Source organism: Mesorhizobium sp. M0062, assembly GCF_040323125.1.
Lineage (GTDB): Bacteria > Pseudomonadota > Alphaproteobacteria > Rhizobiales > Rhizobiaceae > Mesorhizobium.
In genome coordinates, this window is the sequence record NZ_JAMYUO010000051.1 from 1 (window position 1) to 10219 (window position 10219).

Below are 10219 nucleotides of genomic sequence, written 5' to 3' on the forward strand. Positions count from 1 at the left end.
CGTTACCGTTCGTGGCGCGCCTTAGGCGGCTCAAAGCAAACCAAATCCGGGTGAACGCGTTGGATGCCATATGTATTAGAAACCATGAATAGATAAACGAATGTGTAAAAAACCCATTCCGATTCGATGAAGTCCGACCTGCCAGACGAAATAGGTGCGCTGCAATTCCTCCTCGCCTCGCATGTACCGAGATCAGGCCGCTCAATCTGCGGTCGATCTCTACGGGTTGGAAGCGGCGACCGCCGTGGCGCAGTGCGCTTTGGAGGCTCATTTCGACGGTCGACCAGATGACTATCGCTTTTGGTGCGATGTCTTTCACCAACTGAGAAGAGCAACTGACGGAACTTTTGCCGCGAAATCGTGTTCGTTCGAGCATGACCAGAATAGCCGACCTTGGACCGCCTAAGCCCGGCAAGCCACACCAACCGCAGGACGGGCACGATCGATTTCACCCATGCCCGATCTGCGGCCAGCAGGTCGACAAGCGCGACTTCCGCCAGGTCATGTGGCACGAGCAACCAGATCATGAGCCGCTGGAGCTCGATCAGTGAGGCAGGAACAACTGGGCCGCCAGCCAGAAGCCGACGGCCATCAAAGACAAAACAACGAGTGCGACGAGGAACAGCCTCATCGCCGGTTCCTACCACGCGTCAGAACAAAACCCGCCGACCGAAGCCAGCGGGCTTTTGTTGCAGGGCCGTGGTTTGCTTAGGATGTGGATCGCGGTTCAACACTGGGTGCCAATTGCGCCGTCACTGCGCTGAGACGCCCACGTTTGGTCAGTACTGGCTTGCTGTATTCTTTCTTCATGCAGTCCCTCCAGTGGAAATTTGAGGCAAAGCGCATTTACAGCCAAAGGTTGTCAATCAGCCCGCGCCTTGTCAATTCAAAAGGTGCCCGCCGCCCTTGCGTCCGGCGGACGAGAGACGTCACACCGCAAGCATCTCACCAGCCATGGAATCGTCCAACACCGTCCAGGTACTGAGGTTACCTAGCCGCAGGAGGGTCCTGAAGCCGCACAACCTTGTCGAGATGTAGCCGTATCCGCTGGCCTTCAGCGAAGGACAGCGCAAACGATTCCAGGCCGAATGAGCGTGTAATTTCCTGGTCGGTCTCTATGATGCGGACGACCCATTCGCCACTGGCTCCGACCACTTCCACGCGAGGCGTGGCCTTGCGAATTGACACCACGTTGCTCATCACATCCTCCCTACGAAACGCAATGGCAAGTCGATTTAAGACCGTCGTAGTCGGTAGATCAATAACAAATGCTTGCTCGGATCGGACGAACCATCCTGGATGGGCATACAACGGGGGCTAATGCCACTTCAGTCAGGCGAACCCTCCGGGGAACCTCCCTTGAGATAGCGTCTGCTTTAGGTCGTTGGCATTCAGGATGGCCGCCAGCTCTTCGGCATACTCCATGTCGGGAAGGTCGACAGATGGGTGGCCCGCTACAATAGCCGGCAGCCCGGTGAACACGTCGAACACCGTCCACGTCCCATCCGGTTCCCGCCTTACGCCGTACCGCAGAGTTGCCATGAGGGGATGCTAATGGAAGCCGCGAATATATGGTACAAAAAATGCGAGCGGGCGATCGGACAACGGGCACGCCTTGCAGAAGTTTTGCCGCTACGACGGGTTCGGTCGGGCACGGCCAGAATAGCCAACCTCGGACCGCCCATCCCCGGCAAGCCACATGACCTGACTGGGAAGAGCATTTCTATGCGCGCCCCATTTGGGCGCAAAAGGTAGACCGTCGCGACTTCCGCCAGGTGATGTGGCACGAGCAACCGGACCACCAGCCGCTGGAATGCGACGCGTAAGAGCGCAGCACAACCCAACTGGTCATCGCTATCGAAGCAGCGTTTGCGGGGCGGCCGCTTCTAGGCGCATGGTGGCTAGATGACCCGAATATGGGTGGGATCGGATGGCGCCACGATTTATAGCGAAACCACTGTCCTGGCCGACCGAACCGGCGGCTGGCTGGTCCGGGCCGGAATGAACCGGGGCAATGCCCGGCTCAACGGCTACACTCTCGATCAAGTGCACCTGGTCCCGGAAGATCGCGCCGTGGAGGTCGGTTTCGGCGGCGCAGTTTTACTGCCGCAACTTCTCCCGTGAGGCAGCATTCGTTTGCGGGGTTGACCGCTCGCAGATGTCGTGAACGCTGCCTGCCGCCGGTTCGCCGATGCAGTGCGCGGCGGACGAGCCGAGTTCCGAATCGGGCTAGTCGAGGACTTGCCCTTGCCGGATAGCACATTCGACAAGGCTCTCAGCGTCCACACAGTGTACTTCTGGCAAAGCCTTAGAGCTGGATCCGCAGAGCTCGCTCGCGTCAAACCAGGCGGTCGCGTCGTGCTTGGCTTCCTCCCGAAGGCGCATATGGACAGGATGAACATGCCGGCCGACATTTTTACACCTCGCGAGCCGGATGAGGTCATTGCTGCCTTGCGAGATGCAGGGTTCAGCGACCCTGAAGTGCGGAGACCGAGCACGGAAACCGCATGGCTCGTTGTGACAGGCACGCGAAGATAAGTTTCGGCGCCTGGAAGCGGAAAAGCCCGCCGCCGAAGCCAACTGGCTTTGTTGCAGGGGTTTGCCTAGGCTCCTCTGGGTTCAACACTGGGTGCCAATTGCGCCGTCACTGCGCTGAGACGCCCACGTTTGGTCAGTACTGGCTTGCTGTATTCTTTCTTCACTGCAGTCCCTCTCTAGCGAATTTCGGCAAAGCGCCTTGGGCCTAAAGGTTCTCACTCATCGGTGCAGGTTGATGGCGTGCACACAGCCGTTACGGCCGAGAGCTTCTCGCGCTTCTTTAGTTCCGGCTTCTGATAAGGCTTCTTCATGCAGGGTTCCCCACGTTTGTCCCTCAATGCGAAAATGCGGTGCGCCGACCACGATTGTCAACCGGAAACACTGAAGTAGCGGCCGAGCGACGCCAGGGGCCGGCACGCGCGGTCAGGGCGGCGTGCGCAGCGTGGATGCTGCAATTGCCTGGCCGGTTGCCATGGCCTGCTAACGAGCGCACACTGCTGCGGTCGCCTCGAAAAATCAAAAACAAACAGGCACGAGGCGCTTGGGAGCGATCATCAGGCTTTCGCCCGACCAGGGAGAAGGCCCATGCCCACACCGGCACAGAGCCGGCTCATGTATTTTATGGGCCAACTCGTTCACAACGAGAGCATCGTTTCCAAGCAGGATATTATCGTCGGCTTACTGGATCACGAAGGCAGTCCGACGGCCGACGCCGACGAATTGCTGGCGAACTTGCATCGATCACTGCAACAGGCCCGACAGAGCTTGCACGAGGCGCAAGAGATCTATGGAGTCAGAAATGCGGAGTAGCGAAAAAACAAAACTCGCATACACAGCCGCAGAGTTCGCCGAAAAACACGGTTTGACCGTGAAGGCAGCCGAAATCATTCTGTCCGTGAACGGCTCCTCACGTGTCGCTTGCGATGCAGCAGCACGCGCATTCAAAGAAGCGGTTGCGCACCGAGAACACAGCAATGACGGCGAATGAGGCCCGCGCCTGCTTCCGAGGCTGCGCGGGCCGACCATGACGAGTGGAGAGGACATCTTGGTCACCGGCAGGAATCGCTGAAGAACGAGCCGGGTGTGACCGAACAGCCTCAGAGCGAGGTTGTTCCCGACTGACGCAAAAAAGCCCGCCAACATGAGCCGGCGGGCCAAGTAATGGGTCGCTGTCCAATGAACGCGTTAGGTGTCTTCAGATGGATTTTGGTCGAGAAGCCGCCGCGCGTCAGGCGCAACAAATCGGGCGCCGATTGAACGCCCTGCGGACGCAGGAACGCCTTCGTCTCGCGGGCGCTCCGCGTAAGCAAATCTTCGCCGCCGAGAAGCTCAATCGTCTCGGCCCAACCGTCGTCTGCAAGCAATTCGTGTGTCATCGCAGTTAGAATCCCACCCGATTCCGCAGGGCAATACCTATCTTATCGCCTAGGCCCTTTTGCCCCTACCGCCGAGACATGACCGAGCACCACGGAGCTGTCGAACATCTGCACCAGGTGCGCCGACGACGAGAGCGCAGCGAGATGATCAAAGAACGTTTCGAACACGCCCGCCTTGCTCAGCCGGTCGAAGCGTTTCCAAACGCTGTTCCATTTGCCGAAACGCTCCGGCAGCGCTCGCCATGTAATGTTGTGGACTGAGAATAGTGCAGAGCCTCCACGAATAGCAGGGTCGTCCCGACCCTTGGCTCCGCGCCGTGGCAGCGATCCGCGGAACACCTCCAGCGCCGCCGACCAATCCATCTCCGTCATCTTCGTAGACATTGCCGACCTCCAGAATCAGTCGGCAATCTATGAATCACACCGGATTCCTCTCAAACCAATACCGGTGTCGTTGCGCCCACTTCTGTGCCGGATAAGCAAAGAATAGGCCGGTAAACGGTGAACGCAGTTCGGGGAGTACCCGCACCAGATCGAGCTGATGGGCGAGATAGCCTGGAAGAAAGCTGATGCCCAATCCTATCGCCACGAGCGCCCTCACCGTTAGCAGATCGTCGCAGGTGAGGCCCCCTGTCAGGTCAACACCGATCTTCCGGTCGCCCGCCAGCATCGGCAGCGGTCGCGCCCATGCCTTGCTGAGGGCGATTAGATCGTGATGTTCGAGTTGCTCCAGTGAGACAGGTGTGCCCCGGCGGCCGAGGTAGGCCTTGGAAGTGTCCTGAAGGACCCGTCACGAAAGCGCGTGAGATCAGGCTGGAATCGCGCAACGGGCCGACGCGCACGGCGAGGTCGATGCCGTCGGCGACGAGATCGGCAACGCGGTCGGTGACGAAGAGATCAACGGCGACCGCCGGATAAGCCTTACGGAACGCTGCAATAACAGGCGGTAGAAGCGTCTGCGCGATATCCACTGACGCCGTCAGCCGAAGCTGTCCGTCCATCCCCGCCGACTCTGCGCGAAGCTCAGCTTCGACGGTCTCGATTTCTCGCAGCGCGATGCGACACCGCTCGAAATAGGCTTGGCCCTCGGGCGTAGCGCGCAGCTTTCTGGTCGTGCGCTGGATCAACGAGAGCCCGAGCCGTCGCTCCAGGGCCGCGACCTTGGCGCTCACTGTCGTTGCAGGCATGCCGAGACGGCGCGCCGCGCCGGCAAAGCTCCCTGCCTCGAGGACGTTGATGAAGACACATACCTCGTCGATGCGCATTCCCGGATTATGCAGAAAACGGGATGCTCATTCCAGTCATCTCATATTTTCCGGGCAATGCATTTGCGCGATATTTACGCTTGTCGAAATCGCCAGCAGGGGAGCGGAGGCCATGAACGATCAATCGATCAATCCCAATGACGCCGCCAGCTTCGTCGAAAAATATGCCATCAACCCGCGCGTTCGGGTCGGTCACGTCCATCTCAACGTCGCCGACATCGAGCGATCGCTAGCCTTTTATTGCGGTGCCCTCGGGTTCGGCGTCAACCTGTCGCTAGGCGAGGAGGCTGCCTTTCTCGCGGCGGGCGGATATCACCATCATCTGGCGCTCACTAACTGGAAAGGCCGCGGCGGCGCCGCGCCCCCCATTGGCACGACGGGCCTACACCATGTCGCCTTTCTCTATCCGACACGGGCGGCGATGGCGGCTGCGCTGCGCCGCCTGCGAGCAGCAGGGGTGACGCTCACCGGCGCGAATGACCATGGCGGCTCGGAGGCGATCTATGTGCGCGATCCCGACGGCAACGGGGTAGAACTCTATTGGGATCGCCCGGAAGCGGAATGGCCGCGCAACCCGGACGGCGCGCTGAAACTGGTCAGCAATCCGCTCGACGTGGACAATCTCGCCCGGGAGGGGGCATCAGACTGCTAAGCTGGCCACCGCCATGGCGGGCTGCGTTCGGAGGACTGCTGCGACAGTGCTAGCCATTCACCGAGCCACGGAGCCGGTTGGCTGCGAGCGGAGGGCAACCATTCGGCTGGCGGGCTTCGCCACCCCAGGTAATAAAGTGTACGCTTCGAGAAGACCGTCGGCAAACTCAAGCGCTTAAAATGCATCGCAATACCCTGCGGGAAGAGAAGCGAAGCTTCGCATCCGAGCTTAGGACTTGACCGGCGGCTAGCCAGACGGCTCCCGCGCGGCTGAGACGGCCCTGTCCCGTTCCTTTGGATGAACTGCGCCTTGTGGCCGGTGATGTTCTCGATCGCCTTCAAAAGGGGTCGATGGAGCTCACAGAGCTTGGCATGCTCGCTGTGGTACGCACAGCGGCCCGACGATGCTCTTGTGCAGCGCTTCGGCTGCCGCCAGGAAGCGCTCGATTTCAGCCCGGGAAAGCTGTTCGGAAGGTTTGGTTCTGGCCATTGGTGCTTGCGCAATTACTAATTTAGTGAAACCTTACGTTCTTCTGGGGAGTAGACGTGAGACCGGTCGGTCCAGCTATGGGGCGGCATTGAACATGATGTTTTTTCCGCGATTACTGATTGGGATGTTTGCCACGTCGACCGTGGTAGCGACCTGGACTTACCTAGCAACCGATTCGTTCTGGAAGTCCCTTGCATGGACCTTGCTGATTTTTATCATCTTTCAGGTTGCATATTTCCTATTTTCATTCGCGCTTTTCGACAAGCTTTGGTTGAAAAGAACCGAAGAAATACCGAACCCTGCCGAGCCTACCTGTCGAGACGGCGGTGTCTCATCTGAAGGGCGCTCGATGACGCTTTGAGGGAGACCGCCAGACACGAGAGCAGCGATCATGCTAATCTTTGCGAACTATGCGAAAGAAGGAAAGCCGTGGCAGCGCCAACAATCATCGAAAAGCGCGCTGGCGCTGGATGTCGCACGGAGATCGTCGACAGGGTGCGGACCGACGACGCCGAAGCCGAGGAGCGCGAGGTAGGTCTAAGGAGGAAACACAGATGGCTGCCTATCTGATAGCGGATGTAGACGTAAAAGACGCTGCCTTGTTCGAGGAATATCGGCGGGACGTTCCCGCTACCGAAGAGCGGTACGGTGGGCGGTACCTGGGCCGCGGTGGCGCCACCAAGGTTTTGGAAGGTGATTGGGATCCACACCGACTGGTCATTGTCGAATTCCCCGACATGGCGTCATTGATGGGCTGGTATAATTCGCCGGAATACGCCCGGCTGATCGAGATCCGCAAACGTTCCGCTAACACCAGGATCATCGCTATAGAAGGGATTGCAACGCCTGCGGCGTGACCCATAAGCGCGGCCAGCGGACCCGACGACAGTTGGGCATCCTCAGCGTCATTTCTTCCTCACGGCGAGATGCCGGAGCAGCAAGACCACTTAGTACACTCTATGATCAATTTGCCGCTGCGCCGGCGAGCGAGCAAAAGACGCGGGAACAGGTGTCTCGTGACCGCCGTGTTATCCCGATCATCCGAAGACGTTCGCTCTGGTGCGGGACGACTTCAAGTCCTTTTTCAAGGGTGTTCGGAGGTTGGCCCACGGCTGAAGGGCTGCACAACCAAGGGGCGACGATCAGCTTCTCCACCTTCAGACACATCGTGATAACCTGTCGGCCATGAAATCGGTGGCTTGAGAGAAACGTGGGCGGGCCCCAGGAGACTAATTTCTGCCCATGGGGAAGGCGATGTCCGCGCTAGCCGGAATGTCAGCTACCGAAGATCCGCCGCGTGAAGGCTGCCAGTCCGCTAACGGCCGCCCCAAAGCTGCCGGTCAAGACAAGGTCGCGTTGGAACCGATCCTTCGCATCCCCCGTTATCGAATGGAAGGGACATTACTTGCCATTAGGAGATGAAGAATGAAACGGCTTCTTTTTGCCACTGCCATGATGGCTCTTTCCAGCGGGCTTGCGTTCGCGGGGACGACAGGGACAACAGGGACGACGTCGAGTGGCTCCTCCACTACCACAACGATGCCGACGACAGATAACAACACGGATTCGACCACAACGAAGTCGACCAATTCGAACTCAGCGAAGGACTGTGCGCCGGGCCAGCAGAGTGGCAGTGCTAAGCAGGCCGCTCCTGGTCAACAGGATGACACCAGTGCCAAGTCCGCAGCCCCTGGACAGATGAAAACGACTGCCGAAGGTTGCTAATTGTGGCGGGAGGGGCCGGTTTGCACCGGCCGGAATGGATGCCTCCCGCTGCCGACCGGCGGCAACGGACCGGCCCGCGCCCTTCGATCAGCGCGGGCCGTTTTTCTGAAAGAACCTCCCTTAATCGTCCAAGGAGCCTGCAGCCTTTTCTTGGGCGAGCCGGAATGCATAGTTGGTTGCGGATGTCTTGTTGAATAGCGGCCCTTGGTGAAGGCAGATTTGAACGCGACAAACGCCTCAAGCGGCACGTCCAGGAAATCGTATTGCTTCCCCCCTGGCTCAAAACCAGACAGAGAACCCTGGTCCGGGTCAATAGTCGAACTCATCGAGGTCGGCGGCATGGTGCGTTTCAAGAAACCAGCGTGAGCCGCGGCCAGCCGGGTATGGACCGCCCTACAGGCTGAGCTGTATTCGAAGATGTGGCCGGGCGTAGAATGACGTCGCGTTCCGCCGCTTCGCGCGCCGCCCTGATCGGAGTTTTCGCGTTGACGGTGTGGGTGGCCGTCACGGCATCGGCTGCGATATCCTCAACACGGTATTTCGGCACTTTTGTTCCTACGCGTCGGTAGCGACTCCGCTTGTTTAGGGTCGCCCTCAAAGAGGAGAATAAGGTGGCAAGCTCGTCGTCGCCCTGCCGCCGGGGGTGTGACCCGGCGGCTTGGACGTTCGGCTAGGATCGCTCGGCTGTGACCGCCTTACGGCGTTGCCGCGGGAGTCTGCTTGGCAGCCATCTCGTCGATCTTCTCGGCAAGCACGCCGTTGGCCCATTCGGTGACCTCGGCGTCGACCGGCTTGTTGGCCATATCGGCGAGCGCGTCATCCAGCGATGGGACGGCGGCAGCAGCATCGGCCGCCGCTATATTGGCCGTATCGAGCGCTGCCTGCGCTGCATCGATCTGCTCCTGGGTCGGGACTTGGTCGGCCGGAGTATTCGGGTCGTTCAATTTGGCGTTCAACGCGTCGACTTCGGCTTGGGCGGCATCTACCGCGGCTTGGGCGCCCTTGGCGGCCGCCGACCCTGTCACATAAGCCTGAATGCCGGCGAATTTTTTGCTCTTGGAGTTCATATAGGCGTTGATGTTGCGCTGCAGCGAGTTCAGCCGGCCAAGCTTGGCGTGAATGTTCTTGTCCTTAGGCGTCGCGGCGACCTCAATGTCGTCGACGGCGACCTGGTCGTCGCCCGAGGTCTTCTTTCCGGCGTGAGCCGATGCCGACTTGCCGTGCGAAGCGCTGTTGCCGGACTTCCCGCCGCTGTTGCCGGACTTGCCGCTATTGCCGTGACCACCGCCATTGCCGTGACCACCGCCACTGCCGTGACCACCGCCATTGCCGTGACCACCACCATTGCCGTGACCACCTCCGTTTCCACCCGCGCCAGCGAAAGCAGGAGCGGTCACTAGCGCAAGCGCGGCAAGCGCTGCCAACAGCGTTTTTCGGGATGTCATGGTACCTCCTCAGTCGAATAGCCACCTCGCCGATTCGTTATAGAGCGGCTTATAAGAGTTTCCTAATTCGACTGAATGAACTTTAGATAAATGCTTGTTGCAATGAGCGACTGACGACTGCGAAGCGCTTTGTAACCCTCTGAAATCTAGCAAAAAATCCGGAGTCGCAGACCGTATCGCCCTTTGCGCGACTGAAGTCCCACACCGATCGGACCTTGGTCGGGCGATGCACAACCGCGGAATGCTTGCGGCATTTCGGAGTATGGCGTCACCGTGTGGCTGTGACTGCGCATTGGTAGACAACTCGCCGGGCGAAGACCCCAACTACCTCGAGCCCGGCGAGCCTTACACCTGATCAGAGTACGCGATCAGGACCGGGGATCAGCCGGCGAAAGATGTGGGTGCAATATGGGTGCCAAACTATTCGTCCCAAATTGGGACCATGCTGCGGCCTGCAAGCTGCGCTTAGGTCTCATAAAAGGCTTAGGCGTTCGCATCGGAAATGGCGATAGCTGGTTAGATCTTCCTTCCTCCGTTTGTATGATTCGTGGGCATTGGCAGGCGTGCGATATTGTTTGCCGGCGGGCGCTGAGTCTCACCGGTCGGGCCCAGCGGCCCGCCCGCCGCAAGGTGTCCCCCCGCGAGGTAGTGTGCTGAGAGTTCTGCAAATTCGCTGAGAGGGGGCGGTCATGGCAGGCTGGTGATTGTTCACGTCACCTGATTCCCGCG

General features: G+C 59.4%; 16 protein-coding genes. 9 read left to right on the forward strand and 7 right to left on the reverse strand.

Translation table 11 applies throughout. The annotated features are described in order from the left end of the window. The first annotated feature begins 181 nt into the window (after positions 1 to 181). Positions 182 to 406, forward strand: coding sequence for a Y4oE-related protein (locus tag NKJ64_RS30580; protein WP_081725497.1), 225 nt, complete (start codon positions 182 to 184; stop codon positions 404 to 406). Positions 407 to 987: 581 nt separating this feature from the next. Here NKJ64_RS30580 and NKJ64_RS30120 read toward each other — a convergent pair. Together NKJ64_RS30120 and NKJ64_RS30125 are read right to left on the reverse strand one after the other, a co-directional pair. Further along, complete coding sequence (locus NKJ64_RS30120; RefSeq protein ID WP_023690461.1) at positions 988 to 1200, reverse strand: hypothetical protein; 213 nt, start codon at positions 1198 to 1200, stop codon at positions 988 to 990. Positions 1201 to 1332: 132 nt separating this feature from the next. Beyond that, the gene (locus NKJ64_RS30125) at positions 1333 to 1491 is read right to left on the reverse strand and encodes a hypothetical protein (protein ID WP_245276573.1); all 159 of its coding nucleotides are present in this window, start codon (positions 1489 to 1491) and stop codon (positions 1333 to 1335) included. Between the two features lie 414 nt (positions 1492 to 1905). Here NKJ64_RS30125 and NKJ64_RS30130 point away from each other — a divergent pair, with 414 nt between their 5' ends. From NKJ64_RS30130 to NKJ64_RS30145, 4 genes are all read left to right on the forward strand, one after another. Then, on the forward strand, positions 1906 to 2124 hold the full coding sequence (locus tag NKJ64_RS30130) for a hypothetical protein (RefSeq protein ID WP_352463807.1): 219 nt from the start codon (positions 1906 to 1908) through the stop codon (positions 2122 to 2124). Between the two features lie 72 nt (positions 2125 to 2196). After that, on the forward strand, positions 2197 to 2538 hold the full coding sequence (locus tag NKJ64_RS30135; RefSeq protein WP_352463811.1) for a class I SAM-dependent methyltransferase: 342 nt from the start codon (positions 2197 to 2199) through the stop codon (positions 2536 to 2538). A 585-nt stretch (positions 2539 to 3123) separates the two neighbouring features. Beyond that, a complete protein-coding gene (locus tag NKJ64_RS30140) occupies positions 3124 to 3348 on the forward strand; it encodes a hypothetical protein (RefSeq protein ID WP_023670653.1) in 225 nt (74 codons plus the stop codon). Further along, a complete protein-coding gene (locus tag NKJ64_RS30145) occupies positions 3338 to 3526 on the forward strand; it encodes a hypothetical protein (RefSeq protein WP_031243249.1) in 189 nt (62 codons plus the stop codon). Before NKJ64_RS30140 ends, NKJ64_RS30145 begins: the two co-directional genes overlap by 11 nt. A 109-nt stretch (positions 3527 to 3635) precedes the next feature. Here the strand turns inward: NKJ64_RS30145 and NKJ64_RS30150 are convergent, their stop codons facing one another. From NKJ64_RS30150 to NKJ64_RS30165, 4 genes are read right to left on the reverse strand one after another with little or no spacing between them, the layout of a single operon-like run. Continuing rightward, positions 3636 to 3914 (reverse strand): hypothetical protein, encoded by a 279-nt coding sequence (locus NKJ64_RS30150; RefSeq protein WP_023670652.1) that lies wholly within the window; start codon positions 3912 to 3914, stop codon positions 3636 to 3638. 42 nt (positions 3915 to 3956) lie between these two features. Next, on the reverse strand, positions 3957 to 4298 hold the full coding sequence (locus tag NKJ64_RS30155; RefSeq protein WP_023670651.1) for a transposase: 342 nt from the start codon (positions 4296 to 4298) through the stop codon (positions 3957 to 3959). A 34-nt stretch (positions 4299 to 4332) separates the two neighbouring features. Then, on the reverse strand, positions 4333 to 4647 hold the full coding sequence (locus NKJ64_RS30160) for a LysR substrate-binding domain-containing protein (protein WP_084630787.1): 315 nt from the start codon (positions 4645 to 4647) through the stop codon (positions 4333 to 4335). Beyond that, on the reverse strand, positions 4553 to 5179 hold the full coding sequence (locus NKJ64_RS30165) for a LysR family transcriptional regulator (RefSeq protein ID WP_352463808.1): 627 nt from the start codon (positions 5177 to 5179) through the stop codon (positions 4553 to 4555). The genes NKJ64_RS30160 and NKJ64_RS30165 overlap by 95 nt, the downstream gene beginning before the upstream one ends. A 112-nt stretch (positions 5180 to 5291) precedes the next feature. Between NKJ64_RS30165 and NKJ64_RS30170 the strand changes: the two genes are divergently transcribed. The 4 genes from NKJ64_RS30170 (at position 5292) to NKJ64_RS30180 (ending at position 8045) form a co-directional block, all read left to right on the forward strand. Next, a complete protein-coding gene (locus tag NKJ64_RS30170; RefSeq protein WP_050588547.1) occupies positions 5292 to 5831 on the forward strand; it encodes a VOC family protein in 540 nt (179 codons plus the stop codon). 613 nt (positions 5832 to 6444) lie between these two features. Further along, the gene (locus NKJ64_RS30585) at positions 6445 to 6681 is read left to right on the forward strand and encodes an exopolysaccharide production repressor protein (protein ID WP_023816770.1); all 237 of its coding nucleotides are present in this window, start codon (positions 6445 to 6447) and stop codon (positions 6679 to 6681) included. A gap of 193 nt (positions 6682 to 6874) precedes the next feature. Then, the gene (locus NKJ64_RS30175; RefSeq protein WP_352463809.1) at positions 6875 to 7177 is read left to right on the forward strand and encodes a DUF1330 domain-containing protein; all 303 of its coding nucleotides are present in this window, start codon (positions 6875 to 6877) and stop codon (positions 7175 to 7177) included. 568 nt (positions 7178 to 7745) lie between these two features. Then, positions 7746 to 8045, forward strand: coding sequence for a hypothetical protein (locus NKJ64_RS30180; protein WP_155927313.1), 300 nt, complete (start codon positions 7746 to 7748; stop codon positions 8043 to 8045). A gap of 695 nt (positions 8046 to 8740) precedes the next feature. On the opposite strand, the gene NKJ64_RS30185 is transcribed toward NKJ64_RS30180, so the two are convergent. Beyond that, entirely contained in the window at positions 8741 to 9490 is a 750-nt protein-coding gene (locus tag NKJ64_RS30185) for a hypothetical protein (protein WP_352463810.1), read from the reverse strand. Between the last annotated feature and the right edge of the window lie 729 nt (positions 9491 to 10219).

Bases quoted from the DNA above. Each gene is read 5' to 3' on its own strand.
- NKJ64_RS30585 (WP_023816770.1), top strand. From the start codon at position 6,445: ATGTTTGCCACGTCGACCGTGGTAGCGACCTGGACTTACCTAGCAACC.
- NKJ64_RS30580 (WP_081725497.1), top strand. From the start codon at position 182: ATGTACCGAGATCAGGCCGCTCAATCTGCGGTCGATCTCTACGGGTTG.
- NKJ64_RS30150 (WP_023670652.1), bottom strand. From the start codon at position 3,914: ATGACACACGAATTGCTTGCAGACGACGGTTGGGCCGAGACGATTGAG.
- NKJ64_RS30145 (WP_031243249.1), top strand. From the start codon at position 3,338: ATGCGGAGTAGCGAAAAAACAAAACTCGCATACACAGCCGCAGAGTTC.
- NKJ64_RS30170 (WP_050588547.1), top strand. From the start codon at position 5,292: ATGAACGATCAATCGATCAATCCCAATGACGCCGCCAGCTTCGTCGAA.
- NKJ64_RS30175 (WP_352463809.1), top strand. From the start codon at position 6,875: ATGGCTGCCTATCTGATAGCGGATGTAGACGTAAAAGACGCTGCCTTG.
- NKJ64_RS30130 (WP_352463807.1), top strand. From the start codon at position 1,906: ATGACCCGAATATGGGTGGGATCGGATGGCGCCACGATTTATAGCGAA.
- NKJ64_RS30155 (WP_023670651.1), bottom strand. From the start codon at position 4,298: ATGTCTACGAAGATGACGGAGATGGATTGGTCGGCGGCGCTGGAGGTG.
- NKJ64_RS30165 (WP_352463808.1), bottom strand. From the start codon at position 5,179: ATGCGCATCGACGAGGTATGTGTCTTCATCAACGTCCTCGAGGCAGGG.
- NKJ64_RS30140 (WP_023670653.1), top strand. From the start codon at position 3,124: ATGCCCACACCGGCACAGAGCCGGCTCATGTATTTTATGGGCCAACTC.
- NKJ64_RS30120 (WP_023690461.1), bottom strand. From the start codon at position 1,200: ATGAGCAACGTGGTGTCAATTCGCAAGGCCACGCCTCGCGTGGAAGTG.
- NKJ64_RS30180 (WP_155927313.1), top strand. From the start codon at position 7,746: ATGAAACGGCTTCTTTTTGCCACTGCCATGATGGCTCTTTCCAGCGGG.
- NKJ64_RS30185 (WP_352463810.1), bottom strand. From the start codon at position 9,490: ATGACATCCCGAAAAACGCTGTTGGCAGCGCTTGCCGCGCTTGCGCTA.